At 66.2% G+C, this 21,641-nt stretch carries 22 protein-coding genes; 11 read left to right on the top strand and 11 right to left on the bottom strand.

Features of this window, described 5'->3' with window-relative positions; all coding sequences use genetic code 11:
• Positions 1–4: 4 nt before the first annotated feature.
• From IEW58_RS01030 to hisS, 4 genes are all read right to left on the bottom strand, one after another.
• Positions 5–865, bottom strand: a complete 861-nt coding sequence (locus tag IEW58_RS01030; protein ID WP_229658364.1) for a DUF4167 domain-containing protein — start codon at positions 863–865, stop codon at positions 5–7.
• A 236-nt stretch (positions 866–1,101) separates the two neighbouring features.
• A complete protein-coding gene (gene prmC, locus IEW58_RS01035; RefSeq protein ID WP_188643437.1) occupies positions 1,102–1,932 on the bottom strand; it encodes a peptide chain release factor N(5)-glutamine methyltransferase in 831 nt (276 codons plus the stop codon).
• Positions 1,929–2,999, bottom strand: coding sequence for a peptide chain release factor 1 (prfA, locus tag IEW58_RS01040; protein ID WP_188643438.1), 1,071 nt, complete (start codon positions 2,997–2,999; stop codon positions 1,929–1,931). Before prfA ends, prmC begins: the two co-directional genes overlap by 4 nt.
• Complete coding sequence (gene hisS / locus IEW58_RS01045; protein ID WP_188643439.1) at positions 2,999–4,318, bottom strand: histidine--tRNA ligase; 1,320 nt, start codon at positions 4,316–4,318, stop codon at positions 2,999–3,001. The genes prfA and hisS overlap by 1 nt, the downstream gene beginning before the upstream one ends.
• A gap of 95 nt (positions 4,319–4,413) precedes the next feature.
• Here hisS and IEW58_RS01050 point away from each other — a divergent pair, with 95 nt between their 5' ends.
• Both IEW58_RS01050 and ppa read left to right on the top strand, forming a co-directional pair.
• On the top strand, positions 4,414–6,351 hold the full coding sequence (locus tag IEW58_RS01050) for a M61 family metallopeptidase (RefSeq protein WP_188643440.1): 1,938 nt from the start codon (positions 4,414–4,416) through the stop codon (positions 6,349–6,351).
• An 82-nt stretch (positions 6,352–6,433) separates the two neighbouring features.
• Positions 6,434–6,967, top strand: a complete 534-nt coding sequence (gene ppa / locus IEW58_RS01055) for an inorganic diphosphatase (RefSeq protein WP_188643441.1) — start codon at positions 6,434–6,436, stop codon at positions 6,965–6,967.
• On the opposite strand, the gene IEW58_RS01060 is transcribed toward ppa, so the two are convergent.
• A complete protein-coding gene (locus IEW58_RS01060; RefSeq protein ID WP_188643442.1) occupies positions 6,968–8,311 on the bottom strand; it encodes a TldD/PmbA family protein in 1,344 nt (447 codons plus the stop codon).
• Positions 8,312–8,355: 44 nt separating this feature from the next.
• The gene (locus IEW58_RS01065; protein ID WP_188643443.1) at positions 8,356–8,745 is read right to left on the bottom strand and encodes a hypothetical protein; all 390 of its coding nucleotides are present in this window, start codon (positions 8,743–8,745) and stop codon (positions 8,356–8,358) included.
• Between the two features lie 241 nt (positions 8,746–8,986).
• Between IEW58_RS01065 and lptB the strand changes: the two genes are divergently transcribed.
• The 4 genes from lptB (at position 8,987) to trmB (ending at position 12,894) form a co-directional block, all read left to right on the top strand.
• Positions 8,987–9,715 (top strand): LPS export ABC transporter ATP-binding protein, encoded by a 729-nt coding sequence (gene lptB, locus IEW58_RS01070; RefSeq protein WP_229658605.1) that lies wholly within the window; start codon positions 8,987–8,989, stop codon positions 9,713–9,715.
• A gap of 25 nt (positions 9,716–9,740) precedes the next feature.
• Entirely contained in the window at positions 9,741–11,192 is a 1,452-nt protein-coding gene (gene rpoN, locus IEW58_RS01075; RefSeq protein ID WP_188643444.1) for an RNA polymerase factor sigma-54, read from the top strand.
• A gap of 159 nt (positions 11,193–11,351) precedes the next feature.
• The gene (gene ctrA, locus IEW58_RS01080; RefSeq protein ID WP_188643445.1) at positions 11,352–12,047 is read left to right on the top strand and encodes a response regulator transcription factor CtrA; all 696 of its coding nucleotides are present in this window, start codon (positions 11,352–11,354) and stop codon (positions 12,045–12,047) included.
• Between the two features lie 145 nt (positions 12,048–12,192).
• Positions 12,193–12,894: a tRNA (guanine(46)-N(7))-methyltransferase TrmB gene (gene trmB / locus IEW58_RS01085; protein ID WP_188643446.1), complete on the top strand. Its 702-nt coding sequence runs from the start codon at positions 12,193–12,195 to the stop codon at positions 12,892–12,894.
• A 22-nt stretch (positions 12,895–12,916) separates the two neighbouring features.
• Here trmB and IEW58_RS01090 read toward each other — a convergent pair whose 3' ends face one another.
• From IEW58_RS01090 to IEW58_RS01110, 5 genes are all read right to left on the bottom strand, one after another.
• Positions 12,917–13,366 carry a nuclear transport factor 2 family protein gene (locus tag IEW58_RS01090; protein WP_188643447.1) on the bottom strand — a complete coding sequence of 150 codons (450 nt, stop codon included), beginning with the start codon at positions 13,364–13,366 and terminating at the stop codon, positions 12,917–12,919.
• An 89-nt stretch (positions 13,367–13,455) separates the two neighbouring features.
• The gene (locus IEW58_RS01095; RefSeq protein WP_229658365.1) at positions 13,456–13,932 is read right to left on the bottom strand and encodes a prolyl-tRNA synthetase associated domain-containing protein; all 477 of its coding nucleotides are present in this window, start codon (positions 13,930–13,932) and stop codon (positions 13,456–13,458) included.
• Positions 13,933–13,961: 29 nt separating this feature from the next.
• The gene (locus IEW58_RS01100; RefSeq protein WP_188643449.1) at positions 13,962–14,336 is read right to left on the bottom strand and encodes a VOC family protein; all 375 of its coding nucleotides are present in this window, start codon (positions 14,334–14,336) and stop codon (positions 13,962–13,964) included.
• A gap of 63 nt (positions 14,337–14,399) precedes the next feature.
• Positions 14,400–15,512: an S-(hydroxymethyl)glutathione dehydrogenase/class III alcohol dehydrogenase gene (locus IEW58_RS01105; RefSeq protein WP_188643450.1), complete on the bottom strand. Its 1,113-nt coding sequence runs from the start codon at positions 15,510–15,512 to the stop codon at positions 14,400–14,402.
• Positions 15,513–15,525: 13 nt separating this feature from the next.
• Positions 15,526–16,956, bottom strand: coding sequence for an NAD-dependent succinate-semialdehyde dehydrogenase (locus tag IEW58_RS01110; RefSeq protein WP_188643451.1), 1,431 nt, complete (start codon positions 16,954–16,956; stop codon positions 15,526–15,528).
• 301 nt (positions 16,957–17,257) lie between these two features.
• Here IEW58_RS01110 and IEW58_RS01115 point away from each other — a divergent pair, with 301 nt between their 5' ends.
• From IEW58_RS01115 to IEW58_RS01135, 5 genes are all read left to right on the top strand, one after another.
• The gene (locus tag IEW58_RS01115; RefSeq protein WP_188643452.1) at positions 17,258–17,620 is read left to right on the top strand and encodes a hypothetical protein; all 363 of its coding nucleotides are present in this window, start codon (positions 17,258–17,260) and stop codon (positions 17,618–17,620) included.
• 87 nt (positions 17,621–17,707) lie between these two features.
• Positions 17,708–18,136 (top strand): hypothetical protein, encoded by a 429-nt coding sequence (locus tag IEW58_RS01120; protein ID WP_188643453.1) that lies wholly within the window; start codon positions 17,708–17,710, stop codon positions 18,134–18,136.
• Positions 18,137–18,204: 68 nt separating this feature from the next.
• Complete coding sequence (locus tag IEW58_RS01125) at positions 18,205–18,876, top strand: glutathione S-transferase family protein (RefSeq protein WP_188643454.1); 672 nt, start codon at positions 18,205–18,207, stop codon at positions 18,874–18,876.
• A 47-nt stretch (positions 18,877–18,923) separates the two neighbouring features.
• Positions 18,924–19,340 (top strand): peptide-methionine (R)-S-oxide reductase MsrB, encoded by a 417-nt coding sequence (gene msrB, locus IEW58_RS01130; RefSeq protein ID WP_188643455.1) that lies wholly within the window; start codon positions 18,924–18,926, stop codon positions 19,338–19,340.
• A 68-nt stretch (positions 19,341–19,408) separates the two neighbouring features.
• A complete protein-coding gene (locus tag IEW58_RS01135) occupies positions 19,409–21,592 on the top strand; it encodes a transglycosylase domain-containing protein (protein ID WP_188643456.1) in 2,184 nt (727 codons plus the stop codon).
• Positions 21,593–21,641 lie beyond the last annotated feature (49 nt).

The raw sequence follows: 21,641 nt of genomic DNA on the forward strand, positions 1-21,641 counted from the left end.
GCGATCAGCCGACCGCGGTCAGGCTGTCGCCTTCGCCGGCGTCATCGGCCGGCTTGCGGCGGCGGCGCGGAGGAAGCTTGCGAGTGGTCGGTGCGGCTTCCATCTCGGGCTGTGCGTCTCCCTGCTCGACGTGAGCGGAAAGCGAAGGAGGAAGCGCCGCGGCATCGATCTCGCCGGTGTTGCCGGTCATTTCCTCGGTCTCGCCCTCGTTGCGCGGCCGGCGGGCGCGACCACCGTCGCGGGTGCGCGGGCGGCTGGGGCGGACGAAAGGATTGTCGGCCGGTTCGTAGGCGTTGCCGCCTTCGCTGTCGGCGCCTGCCGGCTCCCGCTCGACCTGCGGTTCACTCTCGTTGCTGCGCGGCTGGCGCTGCCGATCCGAACGGTTGCGATCGTTGTTCCGCGGACGGTCCTCGCGGGGGCGATCCTCGCGGGGACGCTCGTCCCGCCCACGCTCCTGGGAACGGTCATCGCGCTGGCGATCGTTGCGCGGGCCCTCGTCACGCCGCCTGTCCTGGTTGCGATCCTCGCGGGCACCGCGCTGGCCCTCGAAGTCGTCCTCGTCACCATCTTCTTCCGATGAGAAATCGCGCTCGTCACGCCGCTGTCCGCGCGCCTCTTCCTGGCGCGGGCGGCTGTCGGCGATGACGCGGAAGTAATGGTCCGCGAACTGCAGGTAATATTCGGCCTGCACGCGGTCGCCATTGTGCTGCGCGTCCTGCGCGAGCTTGCGATACTTGTCGAGCATCTGCGGCGCGTTGCCCCGTGCCCGGCTATCGATCCGGTTCTGGTTGCCGCCGCCCTGCTGGCGATTGCCACGGCCACGCCGGCGGTTATTGCCGCGATTGCTGTTGCTGTTGTTGTTCAAGGAAAAATTCTTCCTTCTCAGTACCGTTCTGACGATCCCATCGCCGATACGGCCACATGACCCCTCATCGCGCTCGCGTGAACGCGGTTCCCTATTTGCCCTGCTAACCGGGCTGACCACCCGCGAGATCATGCAAATGTTGGAGCTTGGCCCGAAGCGGGTGGCGAACGCGCCGCAATCCGCAAGGGTTGGCAACAGAGTTAGCTATCGCGAAGGCGTTTGCCAAGTGCTTATCGTCAGGAGTTGCGACTGAGCACCAGCGCGCGGGGTCGTCCGGCCAGGTCGCGATGCAGCGCGGCGGTGAAGCCCGCTTCCCGCGCGATGGCGGAGACTGCCTCGTGCTGGCGATGCCCGATCTCCAGCACGGCCACGCCGTGGGGCTCCAAAAGATCGGGCAGCCGAGGGATAAGCACCCGGTAATCCTCGAGCCCTTCAGGCCCGGCGAACAGCGCCCCGTGCGGTTCGTGATCGCGCACCGAGCGATCGAGGGGGGCGGTGTCCTCGACGTAAGGCGGGTTGGCGATGACGAGGTCGAACTTGCCCAACGGGTCTGTCCATCCCGGCGCGGTCCAGTCCGCCACGCGCAGATCGGCGCGATCCGCGAGGCCCAGGTTGAGCGCGTTCTGCGAAGCGATCGCGAGCGCCCCGGCGGAGCGGTCGATGCCAACTCCGCGCGCTGCGGGGAGCTCGGCGAGGAGAGTGAGCAGCAACGCCCCCGATCCGGTCCCGCAATCCAGCACCCTGCGCGCCTCGCCACGTGCCTCCAGCGCAGCGATGACCGGCGTCTCGCTGTCGCCCCGGGGGATGAGCACGGCGGGGGAGACCCGGAAACGGCGCCCGTAGAACTCCTGCTCGCCGGTGATGTAGGCGACCGGCTCGTGGCTGATCCGCCGGGCTACCAGCGCCTCGAACCCGGCCGGTGCCGGATCGCGCATGTGGCGCAGCAGCACTTCAGAGCGAGAGCAGCCCAGCGCATGGGCCATCAGAAGCTCGACATCCAGCCGGGCGGTGTCCGAGGTGCCTGCAAGCCGCTCGCTCGCCGCGCGGATCGCTTCCGCGACTGTCATTCGCCCAGGGCGGCAAGCCGCTTGGCCTCGTCCTCGGTCGTCAGCGCGTCGATCAGTTCGCCCAGGCCTGGCCCGGCAAGCACTTCGTCGAGCTTGTGCAGGGTGAGGCCGATCCGGTGGTCGGTGACGCGCCCCTGCGGGAAGTTGTAGGTGCGAATGCGCTCGGACCGATCACCGGAGCCGACCATGGCTTTTCGCGCCTCGGCCTCTGCCCCATGCGCTTCGGCACGCTTCAGGTCGTAAAGGCGAGTGCGCAAGACTTGCATCGCCTTGTCCTTGTTCTTGTGCTGGCTGCGCTGGTCCTGCTGGATAACCACCAGGCCGGTTGGCAGGTGAGTGAGCCTGACAGCCGAATCGGTGGTGTTGACATGCTGGCCGCCCGCACCGCTCGCGCGGTAGATATCGGTCTTGATGTCGTTGGGATCGAGCTGAACGTCGACTTCGTCCGGTTCGGGCAGGACGGCGACGGTGGCCGCGCTGGTATGGATGCGCCCGCCGCTCTCGGTCACCGGCACGCGCTGGACGCGGTGAACCCCGCTCTCGAACTTCAGTTTCGCGAACACACCGTTGCCGGCGATATTGGCGACGATTTCCTTGAAGCCGCCGATGTCGCTGGCGTTCATGCTGACCGGCTCCACCCGCCAGCCCTGTTCGGCCGCGTAGCGCTCGTACATCCGGTACAGGTCGGCCGCGAACAGCGCCGCTTCATCGCCGCCCGTGCCGGCGCGGATTTCCAGCATCGCGGGCCGCGCATCGGCACTGTCGCGTGGCAGCATGGCGATCGACAGCGCGCGCTCGGCGGAGGGAAGTTCACTTCGCAGCCGCGTGATCTCTTCTTCGGCGAGCGCCTTCATCTCCGGATCGCCGTCGTTTAGCGATTCCAGCTCGGCCAGCTCGGCGCGCATCGTCTGCACGGTTTCGGCGGCCCGCGCGACGGGCTCGAGTTCGGAATAGTCGCGACTGGCGGCCACAAACTCAGCGCCTTCGAGAGTGCCCGATGCCAGCCGCGCCTCGAGCTCGGCAAAGCGATGCGCGATCTGGCCGAGGCGTTCGGCGGGGATGGTCATCAGCCGTCGGTCTCGACGCGGTCTTCAGGTACGCCCGGCCCGCCGGCATCGCGCAACCACTGGGCATTCTGCGCCTTGGCCGCGATGTCGGCCACTTCATGCGGCGAAACGCGCGCCTGCTCGCCGGTGAAGAGGTCGCGCACGGTCACCTCGCCGGCGGCCAGCTCGTCCTCCCCGATAATGACCGCCAGCAGAGCGCCACCTTCGTTGGCGCGCGCCATGCGCTTCTTGACCTTGCCGGTGGAGAAAATCTCGACCGAGTTCGACATGTCCCGCAGCGACCGGGCAAGGCCGTTGGCTTGCGGGAGGCCCGCTTCGTCCATCGGAATGATGGCGACATCGAACCGCTCGCGCGGGGCATTGTCACCCACCAGCATCGCCAGCCGCTCGATCCCCGCCGCCCAGCCCACCGCCGGGGTAGGGGAGCCGCCGAGGCTGTCGATCAACCCATCGTAGCGACCCCCGCCAAGCACGGTGCCCTGCGCGCCGAGACGGTCGGTAACGAATTCGAACGCGGTGTGGCGATAGTAATCGAGGCCGCGCACCAGCGCCGGATCGCGTTCCCATGCCACGCCCGCCCCATCGAGGCCGCTGGTGACCTGCTCGAAGAAACGAAGCGCTTGATCGGACAGATAACTGTCGATTTTGGGCGCTTCATTCACATGTGCGCGATCGCGCGGGTCCTTGCTGTCGAGTATCCGCAGGGGGTTCTTCTCGAGCCGTTCCTGCGAATCTTCGCTCAGCTCGTTCTTGACGGCGCGGAAGTGCTCGACCAGCGCGGCCCGCCATGCCTCCCGGCTATCGCCGTCGCCAAGCGTGTTGAGGCGAAGGGTTACCCCGTCGGCGATGCCCAATTCCTTGAGCAACTGGTCGGCCATCGCGAGCAGTTCTACATCGGCCTGCGGCTCGGCAACACCGATGATCTCCGCGTCGAGCTGGTGGAACTGGCGATAGCGGCCCTTCTGCGGCCTTTCGTAACGGAACAGCGGCCCGTGCGTCGCGACCTTCAAGGGCGCGTGCTGCTGCCAGCCGTCGGTGATGAAGGCGCGCGCGATTCCGGCGGTGAACTCCGGCCTTAGGGTGAGCGATTCCCCGCCGCGGTCCTCGAACGAGTACATCTCCTTCGAGACTATGTCCGTCGTCTCGCCGATCGATCGGGCGAACACCTCGGTACGCTCGAACACGGGCATCTCGATCCGCCGGAAGCGGTATAGCTTGCGAACGCGTTCGAACGTCTCGACGACGTGCGCGAACGCCTCGGCCTCTGCGCCGAAGATGTCCTGGGTGCCGCGAATTGCCTGAGGGGTCTTGCCGGTCATTTCGCGGCGCGCACTAGCCTGTTCGTGCCGTACGTGAAAGACGCTCGTCGAACCGACTGTTGCGTGCGGCGGACGGTTCGCCCAAGGAGCGCCGCATGGTCGTTCGTCTCACGCTCCCCTTCGCCCTCCTTCTCACCGCCGTTGCAGCTCCTGCCCAGGTGCCGGGCAAGTCGGCCCCCGTCGCGGTGGCCGTGCCAACGGCGACGCCCGTTCCCGTGGACGCGCCCTGGCCGGGTGGCACGATCGATCTCGCGATCGACGCAAGCGACACCCGCCGCGGCCTTTACCATGTGACCGAGACGATTCCTCTGCCTGCCGGTATTTCGGAGCTGACGCTGCTTTATCCCGAATGGCTCCCGGGCAACCACGCCGCCCGCGGGCCGATCTCGCAGATTTCCGACATCCGCTTCCTGGTCGATGGCAAGCCGGTGCCGTGGAAGCGGGACCCACTAGACGTTTTCGCGTTCAATGTCTCGGTGCCCAAAGGCGCGCGCGAGGTGGTCGCGCGCTTCGTGCACACTTCGCCGCTGCAGTCCTCCGAAGGACGGATCACGATGACGCAGGAGATGCTCAACCTGCAGTGGGAAAAGATGAGCCTCTATCCGGCGGGCCACTATACCCGCAAAATCGCCGTTCGCCCTAAGGCCACGTTCCCGAAAGACTGGAAGGTGTACACCGCGCTCGACGGGCAGAAGAGGGCCGGCGATACGGTCACCTGGACCGTGACGGATTACGAAACCCTCGTCGATTCCCCGATTTTCGCGGGGATCAATGCGCAGAGCTGGGACATCGGCAAGGATGTCCGGCTCGACGTAGTGGCTGACAAGCCCGCCCAGCTCGCACTGGCGCCGCAGAATCTCAACGCGTTCCGGAACCTCATCACCGAAGCCGACGCTCTGTTCGGCGCGCGGCACTTCGATCACTACGACATGCTGCTCGCCCTGACCGACCGGATGGGAGGCATCGGGCTGGAGCACCATCGCTCGGCCGAAAACCAGTTCGAGCCGACTGCGTTCACCGATTGGGACGCAATGGATTGGGATCACAACGTCGTCGCGCACGAACTGGTGCACAGCTGGAACGGCAAGTTCCGTCGGCCTGCCGACTTGTGGACCCCGGACTACCGCACCCCGATGCAGGGCAGCTTGCTGTGGGTGTACGAAGGTCAGACCCAGTTCTGGGGTTACGTCCTGGCGGCCCGGTCGGGTATCCAGAGCAAGGAGACGATCCTCGGCACGCTGGCCCGCAACGCGGCGACCTATTCGGAAGGGCAGCCCGGACGCGCCTGGCGCGACGTGGGTGATACGACGAATGATCCTATCCTCTCGGGGCGCCGGCCCTTGCCGTACGGCTCGCTCCAGCGCAGCGAGGACTACTACACCGAAGGCGCGCTGACCTGGCTCGAGGCCGACCAGATCATCCGCCAGGGCACGGGCGGTGCGAAGGGCCTGGACGATTTTGCCAAGGCCTTCTTCGGCATGCGCGATGGCGACTGGGGCGAACTGACCTACACGTTCGCGGATGTCGTGAGCACGCTCAATGGCGTCTATCCCTATGATTGGGCGAGCTTCCTGACCGACCGCCTGCTGACTCCCGGTCGACCCCCGGCCACGCGCGGCCTGGAGATGGCGGGATACAAGCTGGCCTGGCGCGATGTGCCCAATTCGTTCGACAAGGGGCGGATGGACGCGTCCAAGGGGCTCGATCTCACCTATTCGCTCGGTGTCTCGCTCGACAAGGAAGGGACCGTGACTTCCACCTTGTGGGATGGACCGGCGTTCGACGCGGGGATCGTCAACGGTGCGCAGATCGTCGCGGTGGACGGCGAGGCCTACTCGGCCGACGTGATCAAGGCGGCGATTACCGCGGCTGCCACAAAGAAGGCGCCCGTGTCCTTGCTGGTCAAGCGCGGCAGCACGTACTCGACCATTCCTGTCGACTATCACGCCGGCCTGCGCTGGCCGTGGTTGGTTCCGACCGGAGCGGGTGAACAACCGCTCGATCGGCTGCTCGCGCCGCGCGTCGTGAAATAGGCGGGGCAGCCAGCGGGGGTAACGCTGCGGTTGGTCGCATCGCGTGTTGCGATGCAGCATCCCCGCCGCTAGGTGCGCCGCCATGCAGATCGACAAGATTCCCGTGGGCGATGATCCGCCCGAGAGCCTCAACGTCATCATCGAAGTGCCTACCGGCGGCGAGCCGGTAAAGTACGAGTTCGACAAGGCGAGCGGCGCTCTTTTCGTCGATCGCATCCTTCACACCCCGATGCGCTATCCGGCGAACTATGGCTTCGTGCCGCACACCCTGTCCGATGATGGCGATCCTATTGACGCGCTGGTGATTTCGCGGACGCCGTTCATTCCAGGTTGCGTAGTGCGCGCCCGGCCGATCGGAGTGCTGCACCTGGAAGACGAGCATGGCGGGGACGAGAAACTGGTCTGCGTGCCGGTCGATACGACCTTCCCATACTACTCTGACGTAGGCGAGCGGCAGGATCTTCCCTCGATCGTGCTCCAGCAAATCGAACACTTCTTTACTCACTACAAGGACCTCGAAGCCGAGAAGTGGGTGCGGGTCGGCAAGTGGGGCGACGCGGCGGAGGCCCGCCGCCTGGTCGTGGAGGCGATCGAACGCCACCGCGCCGCCGGGTAATCAGGCGGCGGCCACCGTCATCCCGTCGATCCGCAAGGTAGGCGCGTTGATCGCACGCCAGGTCTCCAGATCGTTGGCCGCGCGCATCGCCCCGAACATTTCGATCAGGTTGCCCGCGACAGTGAAGCCGGCGACCGGTCCTTCGATCCGGCCGTTCACGATCCGCCTGCCCGCCGCGCCGCGGCTGTAATTGCCAGTCACCAGGTTCACGCCCTGGCCGATCAGGTAGTCGACCAGCACACCTTCACGGACATCGGCGATGAGCTCCTCGACCGTCTGATTTCCTGCGAGAAGATCGACGTTGCTCGGCGCGACACCGGGCGCACCTCCGATGCCGCGGGATGCATGGCCCGTCAGCGGCAGGCCGAGCTGCGCGGCGGAGGCCACATTGGTGAGCCAGCCTCCGATCCGTCCCCGCTCCACGAGCTTGCGGGGAGAGCAGGCGACGCCCTCGCCGTCGAACGGGCGAGACCGTAGTCCGCGCGGACGGAGCGGATCCTCGACAATCGTAATGTCGCTGGCGAACAGTTCCGCCGCTTCCCATCCGACAAGGAAGCTGGCGCGCCGCGCTATCGCGGGGGCTGCCATCGCGGCGAGCAGGTGCCCGATCAGCGAGGAGGACACGCGCGGATCGAAAACGACCGGGACCGGTCCCACTGCGGGCGTCGCGGGTGCGAGCCGGCCGGCTGCGCGCTCTCCGGCCAGGCGGCCGATCTCGCCAGGGTTGAGCAGGTCCGCGCGATGGCGGGCGCTGCGCGCAGCGTAATCCCGCTGCATCCCGCTGCCTTCACCGGCGATCACGCTTGCCGACAACGAGTGGGAGGCTCCTTCGTAAGCGCCAGCAAAGCCGGTGCTGGTGGCGAGTATCGTGCTCGCGCGCGTGAAGCTGGCGCTGCCCCCTTCGGTGTTGCTTACCCCACTCACGGCGCGCGCGGCATCCTCCGTTTCGCGGGCGCGATCGCGCAATTCCTCCGGCGAGGGCGATGCGGGATCGAGTAGATCGAGCTCGGGGCAAGGCGCGTGCGCGAGAGCTTCGACGGGTGCTAGCGCGGCGAACGGATCCTCCGGCGCGCGCTTGGCCATATCCACCGCCCGCTCCGCCAGTTCGCTCAGCCCCGCGCGCGAGAGGTCGCTGGTGGAAACGCTGGCGGATGCGCCCCCCACGAAGGCGCGCAGGCCAATCTCGATGGTTTCGGAACGCTCGATGTCCTCGATCACCCCCAGCCTGACGGTTATCCCTTCCGCCGAGCCAAAGTGAGCCACGGTGTCCGCGGCATCGGCTCCCAGGCGGCGGGCCTCTGTAAGAAGGATATCGGCGGCGGCGAGAAGCTGATCGGTTTGCATCGCGCCGCAGCTAGGGTGCCGCTCGCGAAGGAACAAGGCTGCCGCTAGATCACCGAGGCGAGCAGCCGGAAAATCCCGGTCAGGACAAACGGAAGCCCGATCGCCAACAGCCACAGCAGCGCCTGGTCGCGGCGGTAGGCGGGCGCATAGGCCCGATCGGCGGCGGCTTCGTCGGAAATGCCCATCCACCGGCCTTCGAACGCGCGGCAGGCCGGTATGATCGCCGCGACGAGCACCACCAGGGCAAGGTACGGCAGGACGCTCGAGGAGCCTGATTTCAACGCGTGGACGGTGACGACGATTTGCAGCGCGGTATAGACCAGCAGGGCATAGGCGATGTTGTCGCTCATCCGCCGGCGCCAGTCGAGCTTGCGCCGATCGACCCTGGCCGCATCATGCGCCGCTGCTTCGGTGCGATCGACCGCCTTGACCATCGCGTTTCTCTCCCAGTGCTCTCTCCGCCGAAGACTGTCTCAAATTCGGCGCGGCAGCACAAGGGGCCAACGGAAGCACGGACCGGCGCGTGCCATGCACGAATCCTGCCAACTCGCCGCGAACAGGGTTTTCACAGCCTGCGCGAGTGCTAATGCTGCGCGTATGAGCATGCTCGACACGCCCCGCGACGCAGATCCGCTGCCTTCCGTCCCCGCTCCTGTCGTCGACGCCAATGCCCCCATGCCCAATGGCGGGCTTGAAGTGATCTCGATCGCCAAGAGCTATGACAAGCGCAGCGTGTTGACAGACATCTCGCTGACCGTCGGCAAGGGTGAGGTGCTGGGGCTGCTCGGGCCCAACGGCGCCGGGAAGACGACCTGCTTCTACTCGATCATGGGCCTCGTGCGGCCCGATTCGGGCCGCATCCTGATGGATGGCGAGGACGTGACGCGGCTGCCGATGTACCGCCGCGCCATTCTCGGACTGGGATACCTGCCGCAGGAGACCAGCATCTTCCGTGGTATGACGGTCGAGCAGAACATCAACTGCGTGCTCGAACTGGTGGAGCCGGACAAGGAAACCCGCGCGCGCGAACTCGACCGGCTGCTTGACGAATTCGGCCTTCAGCGGTTGCGGTCGAGCGCGGCGATGGCGTTGTCGGGCGGCGAGCGCAGGCGCTGCGAGATAGCGCGGGCGCTAGCGGCCAAGCCGTCGATCATGCTGCTCGACGAACCTTTCGCCGGGATCGACCCCCTCTCGATCAGCGATATCCGCGACCTGGTGAAGGATCTCAAGAACCGCGGGATCGGCGTGCTGATCACGGACCATAACGTGCGCGAGACGCTGGAGATCGTGGACCGCGCCTGCATCATCTATGGCGGCCAGGTGTTGTTCGCCGGCACGCCGGAAGCGCTGGTGGCGGACGAGAACGTGCGCCGGCTTTACTTGGGCGAGAGCTTCACGCTGTGATCCGCCCCCCTTCCAGGATCTGATCATGGCGCTGGGGCCGCGTCTCGATCTGCGTCAGTCGCAATCGCTGGTGATGACCCCCCAGTTGCAGCAGGCCATTCGCCTGCTCGCGCTGTCGAACCTCGAACTCGAAATGTTTATCGGCGAGGCACTCGAGGCCAACCCGCTGCTCGAGCTGGGCGAAGTGCGGCAGGACGACGCGCCTGCCGAGCCTTTCGAGGCCATGCCCTCGGAGCCTGCCGCAGACGCGGGCGAGGGTGAGGCGGCGCTGGACATCGACCCTGAGCGGCTCGACCGCGATCGCGATACGGGCGACGGAGAGTGGGGCGCCGCGAGCCCGGCTGGTGCCGGCGAGGAAGGTCTTTCAATCGACGAACGGGGTGCGGGGGAGGGGCCGACGCTGGCCGAGCATCTTCATGCCCAGATCGGTACCGCCGCGCGTGACGGGCGCGAGGAATTCATTGCCCGCGCGCTGATCGATCAGCTCGACGAGGCGGGATATCTCACCGTCACGCTTCCGGAAGTGGCCGACGCGCTCGACGTGCCGCGTGCCGAGGTCGAGCGTGCGCTGCTGCTGGTCCAGTCGCTCGATCCCACCGGCGTCGGAGCACGGAGCCTTGCCGAATGTCTTGCGCTCCAGGCAAAGGAGGCTGACCGCTACGATCCCTGCATGGCGCGCCTGATCGACAATCTCGACCTCGTTGCGCGCGGAGATGTTTCGCGTCTTAAACGGATGTGCGAGGTCGATGACGGCGACTTCGCGGACATGATGGCTGAACTGCGCGGCTACGACCCCCGCCCGGGCCTGCGTTTTGGCGCGGGAAGCGAGGCGGCGGTTGTGCCCGACATCCTGCTGTCTCCCGCCGGGTCCGGCTGGGACATTGCGCTGAACGAGGCGACGCTCCCGCGGCTGATCGTCAATCGCACCTACTATCTCGAACTTCGCCAGGGCGGGGACAAGGCCGCGCAAGGCTGGCTGAGGGAGCAGCTCGCCGAGGCCAACTGGCTTCTGAAAGCGCTCGACCAGCGTGCGAAGACCATCCTCCGGGTCGCGGCCGAGATAGTGAAGCGGCAGGACGGCTTCTTCCGGCGTGGCGTGTCCGAGCTCAAACCGCTCACGCTGCGTGCTGTCGCGGAGGCGATCGAGCTGCATGAAAGCACGGTCAGCCGAGTCACCAGCAACAAGTATCTTGCTTGCCCTCGCGGGACCTTCGAACTGAAGTACTTCTTCACCAGCGGCGTTGCCACCTCGGATGGCGCCGGAGCGGCCAGCGCAGAGGCGGTCAAGGCCGCGATCCGCGCCCTGATCGAGGGTGAAGACCCGAAAGACATCCTCTCCGACGACACCTTGGTGGACCTGCTCCGCGACAAGGGGTTCGACCTCGCCCGCCGCACGGTTGCCAAGTATCGCGAGGCAATGGGCATTGGCAGCTCGGTCCAGCGGCGGCGTCAGAAGAAGCTGTCCGGGGTGGGTTGAAGGGCTTGCCGGCGGTGAGTCCGTTGGGTCACACCGAAAAGTCTTAACGCGCTTTACTCCCCGTTAACCTTTTTCCTTCAGATGTTTTGTGGTTAACCGAGGTCAACACCCGTTGACGGGGCGTTACCGGGGTTTTGGGATTTCAGGGGGGACCTGGCGATGCGCGTGCTGCTGATCGAAGACGAGCCTACCACGGCCAAGGCGATCGAGCTGATGCTCACGACCGAGGGATTCAACGTCTACCAGACCGATCTCGGCGAGGAAGGCTTGGACCTTGGTAAGCTGTATGATTACGACATCATCCTGCTCGACCTGAACCTGCCTGACATGCATGGTTACGACGTGCTGAAAAAGCTGCGCGTCGCCAAGGTGCAGACGCCGGTCCTCATCCTTTCCGGCATCGCCGAGATGGATTCGAAGATCCGCAGCTTCGGCTTCGGCGCCGACGATTACGTGACCAAGCCGTTCCACCGCGAAGAGCTGGTCGCCCGCATCCACGCGGTGGTGCGCCGCTCGAAGGGTCACAGCCAGTCGGTAATCCGCACCGGAAAGCTGGCGGTCAATCTCGACGCCAAGACGGTCGAGGTGGATGGGGCCCGCGTTCACCTGACCGGCAAGGAATACGCGATGCTGGAGCTGCTCTCGCTCCGCAAGAGCACCACGCTGACCAAGGAAATGTTCCTCAACCACCTTTATGGCGGCATGGACGAGCCCGAATTGAAGATCATCGACGTCTTCATCTGCAAGCTGCGCAAGAAGCTGAGCCACGCGTGCGGCGGCGAGAACTACATCGAGACCGTCTGGGGCCGCGGCTACGTGCTGCGCGATCCGCACGACGAAGCCGAAGCGGCCTGACCGCGCGGCTTTACGACAAGTTCCTTTTGGACGGGGAAGAGCCGCCCGGAGCGTTCGCGTTTCCGGGCGGTTTTCGTTTTTAGTTCCGCTATTGCCCACCGGGCTACTTGAGCGTGGGAGATCATCCGCTAAGCCGCGTGGCGACATGACCGCGCACAAACCCGGCGATCCGACCACGCTCAACCGGCTCTATGGCCGCAGCCAGGGGCGCCCCTTGCGCGCGGGCCAGCAGGCACTGGTCGACGACCTGCTCCCGCAGATCGCGGTGCCGGCAGAAGGTGAAGTGACCTCCCAGCGTCTCTTCGGCGACGACCGCCCCCTGCACTTCGAGATCGGTTTCGGCGGCGGCGAGCACCTTGCTTACCGCGCGGACCTGCTGCCCGATCACGGGTTCATCGGCGCCGAGCCCTTCGTCAACGGCGTCGCGCAGGCGCTGATGCACGTGCGTGACGGCAACCTAGCGAACGTGCGCATCCAGCACGGCGATGCGCTCGATGCGCTCGCCCGCGTGCCCGACGGCGCGCTGACGATGCTCTACCTGCTTCATCCCGATCCGTGGCCCAAGGCCAAGCACGCCAAACGCCGGATGATGAACGACGGCCCGGTGCAGATGATCGCCGACAAATTGAGGCCCGGCGGCGAATTCCGCTTCGGCACCGATCACGCGGTATACCTGCGCCACGCGCTGACGGTGATGCGGCGGTTCACGGACGATTTCGAGTGGGTGGTGGAAGGTCGCTCGAGCTGGGAAAACCGCCCCTCAGGCTGGCCCGAGACCCGCTACGAGCACAAGGCCCGGAACGTGTACGAGCACGAGGTGTGGTATTTCCGGTTTCGGCGGCGGTAGGTGGCCGCGCGCGGCCTCCGGCCTAGGGCTTTACTATGCTGGCTTGCCGAGCGAGAAAACGCCACTTCCCTTCCTGCCAGAGGAAGACGTTGGTGTAGCGGCGGTTCAACGTCTCACCCGGGTGTAGCCGACCGAGATTGCTCGTCGGGCTAGGCGTCACCACTTCACTGCCCATGACGATGCCGACGTCGCCGGTAATCGCGACACCTTCGACCTTCCGTTCGAACTTTTCGCTGGCGATGTCACCGCGCGCGAGCATCGCGACTAGCTCCGGCTTCCTTTTCACCGCGTTCGCAGGGCCGTTCAGCATATAGTTGGGATGCATGAACTCCTGCTGCGCCTTGGCGTCCTCGTCGACGATAATGCGCATCTGTTCGGCGTCAGCCGCCCGGAGACTTGCTTCGTCAGGCGCGGGCGGGGGCGCCGCACCAACCAACCCGACCAATGCCACCAGCGCGAAACCCGTCCGCATAGGCTTTCTCCATCGGCAAGAAAGATCATCTTGTTGCGACGCGCCCAGCCTAGCCCGATGCGCGCCGCAAGTCCCTCGATTTTGAATGTTCAGGTTGTTGTCGGAATGGAGGCGACCACCGGCTCGTGCCCCCAATGGCGCAGAAGGCGCAGCACATCCGCTCCAACCAGCCCGAGCGTGCCCGTATTCCTGAGCGGATGGACATTGATCCGCTCGGCCGCCGCCAGCCCCTCTTCCAGAACCACCGTCACCCTCCCCCGCGCGGCGTTGATCATCGCGAGCGGGGTGACCGAGCCCGGCGTGATGCCGAGCAGGCGCTCCATGTCCTCGGGCTTGGCGAAGCTCACGCGCTTGCAGCCGATCGCTTGGGGCAGCGCCTTGAGATCGACCCGCGCTTCGGCGGGCACGGTGACGAGCCACAACGCGCCGGCGGCGTCTTTCAAGAACAGGTTCTTGGTATGCGCGCCGGGGAAGCCGGCGTCGAGCTTGCGACTCTCGGCGACGGTGAACACCGCCGCGTGCTCGTGCGCTGCGTATGGAATTTCGAGCGCGGCGAGATCCGCCATGAGTCCGGACTCGCCGCGCACAGTGTTGCTTACTGTTGGATCCGGTGCAGCGCGCACAGCTTGTTGCCGTCGGGATCGCGCAGGTAGGCGAGGTACATGCCCGAGCCCGGACGCTCGCCCGGCGGATCCTCGATCGCGGTGCCGCCGTTGGCGACGCCCGCCGCGTGCCATGCATCGGCTTGCTCGGGCGTCATCGAAAGACCGATGGTGCAGCCATTGCCCGCAGTCGCCGGCTGGCCGTCGATCGGCTTGGTGACGAGGAACGCGCCGTTGTTGTAGAGGTACATCAGGCGCCCTTTTTCGTCCTGGATGCCCTCGCGCCCGCCGATCGCCTTGAACGTCGCGTCGTAGAACTTCCTGGACCGCTCGATATCGTTCGAGCCGACCATCATGTGGCTATACATGCCAATCCTCTCCTGTCGTGATTGCGTTGCGACTTGCTACTCGTATCGGCGGCGCGGGCCGCGTCAATAGACCACGACGCTTCGGATCGATTCCCCGGCCCGCATCAGGTCGAAACCCTTGTTGATCTCGTCGAGCGAGAGGACGTGGGTAATCATCGGGTCGATGGCGATTTGGCCGTCCATGTACATGTCGACGATCTTGGGCACGTCGGTTCGCCCTTTCGCCCCGCCGAACGCGGTGCCGCGCCAGTTGCGCCCGGTAACGAGCTGGAAGGGGCGGGTGGCGATCTCCTTGCCCGCCTCGGCCACGCCGATGATGATCGAGGTCCCCCAGCCGCGGTGGCAGCATTCCAATGCGGTGCGCATGACCTCGGTGTTGCCGGTCGCGTCGAAGGAGTAGTCCGCGCCGCCGTCGGTCAGCGCTGCGATTGCGGCGATAGTGTCTTCACGGCTCATGCCCGCCGTGTTGACGAAGTCGGTCATGCCGAACTTGCGGCCCCATTCCTCGCGCGCCGGGTTGATGTCGATGCCGACGATCTTGCCTGCGCCTGCGAGCTTGGCGCCCTGGATCACGTTGAGCCCGATCCCGCCGAGGCCAAACACGACGACGTTGTCGCCGGGCTGGACCTTGGCGGTGTTGAGCACCGCGCCGACGCCGGTGGTTACTCCGCAGCCGATGTAGCAACTGGTCTTGAACGGCGCGTCCTCGCGGATCTTCGCCACTGCGATCTCGGGCAGGACGGTGAAGTTCGAGAACGTCGAGCAGCCCATGTAGTGGTAGATCGTCTCCCCCTTGTAGGAGAAGCGCGAGGTGCCGTCGGGCATCACGCCCTTGCCCTGCGTGGCGCGGATCGCGGTGCACAGGTTGGTCTTGCCGCTGAGGCAGCTTTTGCACTGCCCGCATTCGGGCGTGTAGAGCGGGATCACGTGGTCGCCCGGTTTCACGCTCGTCACGCCATGGCCGACCTCGCGCACGATCCCGGCGCCTTCGTGGCCCAGCACGCTGGGGAACAGGCCCTCGCTGTCTAGCCCGTCGAGTGTGTAGGCGTCGGTGTGGCAGATGCCGGTCGCCATGATCTCGACCAGGACTTCACCCGCCTTTGGTCCTTCAAGATCGAGTTCGACGATCTCGAGCGGCTGGTTGGGCGCAAAGGCGACTGCTGCGCGCGTTTTCATCGGTGCCCGCTCCTCAGCCTTCGTGGACCGTCTTGGGGACCATGCAGGCCATGACGCCCTCGCGGCCGTCCTCGCTGCCGTAGCCCGACCACTTCACGCCCCCGAACGGCGCATCGGCGGCCGAAACGCTGCCGGTGTCGAGGGCGAGCATCCCCGCTTCGACTTCGGCCGCCAGCCGGCGCTTGCGCGCAGAATCCTTGGTCCATGCGTAGGCGGCGAGGCCGTAGGGCAGGCGGTTCGCTTCTTCGATCATCGCGTCCTCGCCTGCCATCGGGTTCAAGAGCGCGATCGGACCGAAGGGCTCCTCGTTCATGATGGTGGCGTCGGTCGGCACTTCGGCCAGCACGGTCGGCTGGTGGAAGAACCCCTGGTTGCCGATCCGCTCTCCCCCGGCGAGCAGCTTCGCTCCGCGTTCCTTAGCGTCGCCAATCATCTGCTCCATCCGCTCGAGCCCGCGCGCCGAAGCCATCGGGCCCATCTGCGTGTCCTTGTCGAATCCGCTGCCCACCTTTATCGCCTTCGCGCGCTCGACGAACCCGTCGCGGAAGCGTTCGAACACCGGTTCCTCGATCAGGAAGCGCGTCGGGCTAACGCAGACCTGGCCCGCGTTGCGGTAGGCATTGGCGGTCATTGTATCGAGCGCGGCGTCGATGTCGGCATCGGCAAAGATCATCACCGGCGCATGGCCACCGAGTTCCATCGTCGCGATCTTGAGGTCTTCGGCCGCGAGCTTGGCGAGGTGCTTGCCGACCGCGGTCGAGCCGGTGAAGGTCACCTTGCGGATGATCGGCGAGGCCAGCAGGTGGCGGCTCACTTCGTCCGGCACGCCAAAGACGCATTGCACCGCATCACCCGGCACGCCCGCGTCTATGCACGCTTGTACCAGTGCAATGCCGGCAGAAGGGGTTTCCTCCGACGGCTTGACGATAGTCGAGCACCCGGCGGCGAGCGCGCCGCCGATCTTGCGCATGACGTTGAGCGAGGGGAAGTTCCACGCCGCGAAGCCTGCCACCGGGCCGACCGGATGGTACTGCACCTCGACCCGCTGGCCGACGGGGCGCACCAGCGTGCGGCCATAGATGCGCTTGATTTCCTGCGCGTAGAATTCGAGCAGCATCGCGCAATAGATCGTTTCTCCGATCGCTTCCTTGATCGGCTTGCCCTGTTCACGGGTCAGCGCCTCGCCGATCGACGCGGCGCGGTCCCGGATCAGCGCGGCGGCCTTGAGCAGGATTGCGGTCCGCTGGTCGGCGGAGGTGTTTCGCCAGGTCTTGAACCCGCGCTCCGCAGCTTCAAGTGCCCGATCGAGGTCGGCGGCGGTGGCGTGAGGGACGCTGCCGATCGTCTCGCCGGTGGCCGGATCGATCACCTCGTGGCTGTCACGTCCGCCTCCGGACAGCGCCTCGCCGGCGATGAGCAGGTTGAGTGCGGGGTGGTCGGCCATCGGTTATCTCCATGTATCTGCGGCTGCCGCGCTAAAGGGTGAGTGGGGCTTGGGCAATGTCTTGCGATTCACCGGAGAGTTTGTCGTTCATGCTGGCGACCGCGAGGGTGAACCGTGGACCACATGGACCACTGTCCTGAGAGAGGAGCCCCGTTCGCTTGAGGAGGCTGAAAGGGCGGGAGGAAACGGTACGAGTGAAAGGCATGTCACCTGCCTTGGCACGGCCGAGGCGAGTAGGAAAAAGGAACCACGAGGTGCGCGGCGATGGTGCGGTTCAGGTAGACCGCGCTAAGGATGGAGAATGATCATTCGCCTCGCGCCTTTCGCCCTTCTGCTGGCCGGTCCCGCCCTTGCGCAGGATGCCCCTCCCGAGCCCGCTCCGCTGACACTGCAACAGGCCGGCGCGCTGCGCTGCTCGGCCGCGTTCGCGCTCGGCGCCGCTGCGCAAGCGCGCGGGGAGGCGACCGGCTGGCCTCCTCTGGCCTCTCGCGGGCGCGAGTTCATGGTCCGCGCATCGGCGGCGGTGATGGACGAAACCGGACGCAGCCGGGACGCGGTCGCCAACACGATCACGCAAAATGCGCGTGCCCTGTCGGATGATCGGACGGCGCTCGCTGCGGCAATGCCGGCTTGCCTTGTGCTGCTCGACGCGTCGGGGCTTTAGCGCGGCGGGCTGCCGGCAACGTTCAGCGCCGGTCAAGCGCCCTCGACTACGTTTCCCGTAGGTTTCGCCGTCCAGGAGTGTGCTTTCATGCGTCCGATAATCGCCGGTATCGTCCTTGCCGCGCTGTTCGCGCCGCTGCCCTTGGCCGCGCAGGACGATCCCGAAGCGGCCGCGGCGCGCACCGCCGAGGCGCTCCGCGACCCGGTCTTGCAGCAGCAAATGGCCGACGGCATGGCCGCCGCTTCGGAGGCGCTTCTCGACTTGCCGCTCGCCCCGCTGGCGCGCGCGGTTGCCGAAGCGGCGGGCGAGGATCCGCGCGCGGTCGATCCCGACCTGACTTTGCGCAGGGCCTCTCCGGAAGCCCGGGACGTGCCGGCCGAGATCCATGACAAGCTGCCCCGCGCGATGGGCGCGATGGCAGGCATGGCGGGGGGCTTCTCGGCCATGATGCCTGCCTTGCGCGAGATGGCCGAAAGAATGCGCGACGCGGTCGAGCAGGCCGGTCTTCCCGACTGACTTTTCCGTCGTTTAATTGAAGCGCGAACGGTGGATTCCACCGCGTCGCTGGTGCATGACAGCGGGCGATGTGGCGCCTTTACCAGTTCCCGCTCTGCCCGTTCAGCCGCAAGGTGCGTCTGCTCATGTCCGAAAAGGGCATCGGCTACGAACTGTGGCGCGAGAACCCGTGGGAACCGTCGGAGGGGTTCTGGCGCCTCAACGCGGCGGGACGCACCCCGGTGCTGGAGGATAAGGCGAAGGGCGTGGTGCTCGCCGATAGCCGCGCGATCTGCGAATACTTCGAGGAAACGGTCGACCGCGCGGCGATGATCAACGGCACCGCCGCCAATCGCGCTGAGATACGCCGGCTGGTCGCCCTGTTCGACGAGAACTTCTATGGCGACGTCACCGCGCCGCTGCTTCACGAGCGAATGAAGAAGCGCCTTGTTCTGCGCCAGCCGCCCGACAGCCGCACCTTGCGCGAGGCGATGAAGCTGGCGCACGAGCACCTCGAATACATCGACTGGCTGGTCGATACGCGGGCCTGGCTGGCGGGCGCGACGATGAGCCTGGCCGATCTCGCCGCCGCCGCGCAGATCTCGGTCGCCGACTACCTCGGCGGGATCGACTGGACAGGCCATGAGCAGTCGCGCGCCTGGTACGCCGTGTTCAAGAGCCGCCCGAGCTTCCGGCCGTTGCTTACCGAGCGGATGGAAGTGATCCAGCCGCCAGTCCATTACGCGCAAGTCGACGGTTGAGAGCGCTCCGCCACCTTCCCATATCCGTCGCGAAGGAGCCTTCTGCGATGACCATCGATCTCAAGAACCTGTCCGCCGCCGAGTGGCGCGAAAAGCTCAGCCCCGAGCAGTTTCACATCCTGCGCGAGAAAGGCACCGAGCGCGCTTTCACCGGCAAGTACGACAAGAACAAGGCCGCGGGCGAGTACCGCTGCGCCGGTTGCGGCGAAACCCTGTTTGTCAGCGATGCCAAGTACGACAGCGGCTGCGGCTGGCCGGCCTTTACGGCGCCCGCAGACGGTTCGAAAATCGACGAGCATCGCGATCTCAGCCACGGCATGATCCGCACCGAAGTGACGTGCGCCAAATGCGCCGGACACCTCGGCCACGTGTTTCCGGACGGCCCGCGCGAAGCCGGCGGGCTGCGTTACTGCATCAATTCCGCCGCGCTCGAATTCGAACCTCGCGGCGAGGGCGCGGAATAATCGTTCACCGCCGGTTTCATCTCGCCTATGCACCTCGCGCCAGGAACATGAGGGTAGCGGGACGATAGATGGCGAAGCGGGGAAGCCGACGGGCTGCTGCCGAGGCGCAGCGCAGGCGGCAGTCGGCCAAGCCGCGCCGGCAAGATGCCGGATGGCGTCTCTGGCTCCGGCGGCTTCTGATCTGGGGCGGCGCGGTCGCGCTGCTGGGCGCGCTGTTTCTCGGCCTCGCGGTGGCCTTCGCGGCGCGGTCGCTGCCGAGTTACTCCGCGCTCAAGGCGACCCAACCGGGCCAGACCATCGTGGTTCGTGCCCGGGACGGCAGCGAGATCGTCGAACTTGGGCCGAGTTACGGCAGGTGGCTCGACAGCAGCCAAATACCCGAAGTGATGAAGGACGCGATGGTCTCGGTCGAGGACCGGCGCTTCTTCTCCCATTTCGGGGTCGATCCGATCGGCCTGACGCGCGCGGTCTACATCTGGATCACGGGTGACAGCCGGCTGCAGGCGACCTCGACGATTACCCAGCAGCTCGCGCGCAACCTGTTCCTGAACTCAAACCGCTCGGTGGACCGCAAGGCGCGCGAGGCGATCCTGGCGATGGCGTTGGAGGCCAAGTTCTCCAAGCAGCAGATCCTCGAGCTCTACCTCAACAAGGTCTACTTCGGCGGCGGCGCCTATGGCGTCGATTCCGCCAGCCGCAAGTTCTTCAGCCACCCGGCTACCCACCTGTCGACCGCCGAGGCGGCAATCATAGCGGGCCTCGTCAAGGCGCCGAGCCGTTTCTCGCCGACCGCGGACGTCGATGCGGCGGTCAACCGCGCCAACGTGGTGCTCGACCTGATGCGCCAACAGGGACGCATTTCCGCCAGCGAGGCGGCGGTCGATCCTTCGGCGGTGAAGTTGAAGAAGGACACCAGCCAGAACTCGGTGCGCTACTTCACCGACTGGGCGCTGCCGCAACTCGATATCCTGTTGCCCGAGACGTTCGAGCCGATCGAGGTATGGACGACGCTCGACGTCGGCATGCAGCAGGCCGCTGCGGCGGCGATAAAGTCCAACGTGCCGCGCGGCGCCCAGGGCGCGCTGGTCAGCCTCGACCGCGACGGCGCCGTGCTGGCGATGGTAGGGGGCACCGATTACGTCGCGACCAACTACAATCGGGCGACCGAGGCGCTGCGCCAACCGGGATCGGCGTGGAAGCTGTTCGTCTATCTTTCCGCACTGGAGGCCGGGTACACGCCGGAGGACCGGGTGAAGGACGTGCCGGTGACGATCGACGGATGGAGCCCGCGCAACTCCGGCGGGTCATATGCCGGCGAAATCGACCTGCGCACCGCCTTCGCCTACTCCAAGAACACCGTCGCGGCGCAACTCGGCAACGAGGTCGGGTTCGGTACCGTCGCGTCGATGGCGCGGCGGTTCGGCATCTCGACACCGATTTCGACTTACCCGGCGATGGTCCTGGGATCGAGCGAAGTCCGCGTGCTCGACATGACTCGCGCCTTCGCGGAAGTCGGGGCTGGCGGAAACAGCCTCGAACCCTTCGGCATCGTGAAGGTCACCACCAACGAAGGCGAAGTGCTCTATCGCCACGAAAAGAAAGAGCCGACGCGGCTGGTGCCCGACTACGTGGCCGCAGGCATGACGGACCTGCTGCAGACCGCGGTCAGCACCGGCACCGGACGCGCGGCACAGATCGGGCGCCCGGTTGCCGGCAAGACCGGGACCACGTCATCGAACAAGGATGGCTGGTTCCTCGGCTTCTCCAGCGGCATTACCACCGGCGTCTGGATGGGCCGCGACGATGCCAAGGCGGTCGCCGGACTGCAGGGCGGCACCGCGCCGGCTCGCGCCTTTGCCTCGTACATGCGGTACGCGGTGAAAGATCGTCCGGTGGAGCAGTTCAACACCGAACTGAAGCTTCCCGAATGGCAGCTCGAGCCTGACGACGAGTATTACCTCCAGGGCGACCCGGACGAATATTACTACGTCGATGAATCGGGCAACCTCGTCGAACCGCAGCGTTCGGGTGAGGGCCCCGGGCCGCCCCCGTTCCCGGTCGAAGGTGAGCAGGCCCTCCCCGGGCCCGCCGCCCCCCAGCCTCGCCGCCCGGCAGACGAGGGCACGCAGGCGGCGACCGACGATTTCCTTGACCGGGCGACCGGCAACACCCCTCCGCCCGCCGCACAGCCTGTCATCAGGCCGCGCACGCCCGCGCCGCAGCCGACCCCTGCCCAGCGTCCCCAGTTCTAGGGCAGGGTTCCAGGGCGGAGCGTGTGGCTCCGTTCCATTTCGGGGAGGG

The sequence above is a fragment of the Tsuneonella deserti genome, from assembly GCF_014644315.1.
Classification (GTDB): Bacteria; Pseudomonadota; Alphaproteobacteria; order Sphingomonadales; family Sphingomonadaceae; genus Tsuneonella; species Tsuneonella deserti.

Excerpts from the sequence above, each read along its gene's own strand:
- prmC (WP_188643437.1), bottom strand. The coding sequence starts at position 1,932 with ATGACAGTCGCGGAAGCGATCCGCGCGGCGAGCGAGCGGCTTGCAGGC.
- prfA (WP_188643438.1), bottom strand. The coding sequence starts at position 2,999 with ATGACCATCCCCGCCGAACGCCTCGGCCAGATCGCGCATCGCTTTGCC.
- hisS (WP_188643439.1), bottom strand. The coding sequence starts at position 4,318 with ATGACCGGCAAGACCCCTCAGGCAATTCGCGGCACCCAGGACATCTTC.
- IEW58_RS01050 (WP_188643440.1), top strand. The coding sequence starts at position 4,414 with ATGGTCGTTCGTCTCACGCTCCCCTTCGCCCTCCTTCTCACCGCCGTT.
- ppa (WP_188643441.1), top strand. The coding sequence starts at position 6,434 with ATGCAGATCGACAAGATTCCCGTGGGCGATGATCCGCCCGAGAGCCTC.
- IEW58_RS01060 (WP_188643442.1), bottom strand. The coding sequence starts at position 8,311 with ATGCAAACCGATCAGCTTCTCGCCGCCGCCGATATCCTTCTTACAGAG.
- IEW58_RS01065 (WP_188643443.1), bottom strand. The coding sequence starts at position 8,745 with ATGGTCAAGGCGGTCGATCGCACCGAAGCAGCGGCGCATGATGCGGCC.
- lptB (WP_229658605.1), top strand. The coding sequence starts at position 8,987 with ATGCCCAATGGCGGGCTTGAAGTGATCTCGATCGCCAAGAGCTATGAC.
- rpoN (WP_188643444.1), top strand. The coding sequence starts at position 9,741 with ATGGCGCTGGGGCCGCGTCTCGATCTGCGTCAGTCGCAATCGCTGGTG.
- ctrA (WP_188643445.1), top strand. The coding sequence starts at position 11,352 with ATGCGCGTGCTGCTGATCGAAGACGAGCCTACCACGGCCAAGGCGATC.
- trmB (WP_188643446.1), top strand. The coding sequence starts at position 12,193 with ATGACCGCGCACAAACCCGGCGATCCGACCACGCTCAACCGGCTCTAT.
- IEW58_RS01090 (WP_188643447.1), bottom strand. The coding sequence starts at position 13,366 with ATGCGGACGGGTTTCGCGCTGGTGGCATTGGTCGGGTTGGTTGGTGCG.
- IEW58_RS01095 (WP_229658365.1), bottom strand. The coding sequence starts at position 13,932 with ATGGCGGATCTCGCCGCGCTCGAAATTCCATACGCAGCGCACGAGCAC.
- IEW58_RS01100 (WP_188643449.1), bottom strand. The coding sequence starts at position 14,336 with ATGTATAGCCACATGATGGTCGGCTCGAACGATATCGAGCGGTCCAGG.
- IEW58_RS01105 (WP_188643450.1), bottom strand. The coding sequence starts at position 15,512 with ATGAAAACGCGCGCAGCAGTCGCCTTTGCGCCCAACCAGCCGCTCGAG.
- IEW58_RS01110 (WP_188643451.1), bottom strand. The coding sequence starts at position 16,956 with ATGGCCGACCACCCCGCACTCAACCTGCTCATCGCCGGCGAGGCGCTG.
- IEW58_RS01115 (WP_188643452.1), top strand. The coding sequence starts at position 17,258 with ATGATCATTCGCCTCGCGCCTTTCGCCCTTCTGCTGGCCGGTCCCGCC.
- IEW58_RS01120 (WP_188643453.1), top strand. The coding sequence starts at position 17,708 with ATGCGTCCGATAATCGCCGGTATCGTCCTTGCCGCGCTGTTCGCGCCG.
- IEW58_RS01125 (WP_188643454.1), top strand. The coding sequence starts at position 18,205 with ATGTGGCGCCTTTACCAGTTCCCGCTCTGCCCGTTCAGCCGCAAGGTG.
- msrB (WP_188643455.1), top strand. The coding sequence starts at position 18,924 with ATGACCATCGATCTCAAGAACCTGTCCGCCGCCGAGTGGCGCGAAAAG.
- IEW58_RS01135 (WP_188643456.1), top strand. The coding sequence starts at position 19,409 with ATGGCGAAGCGGGGAAGCCGACGGGCTGCTGCCGAGGCGCAGCGCAGG.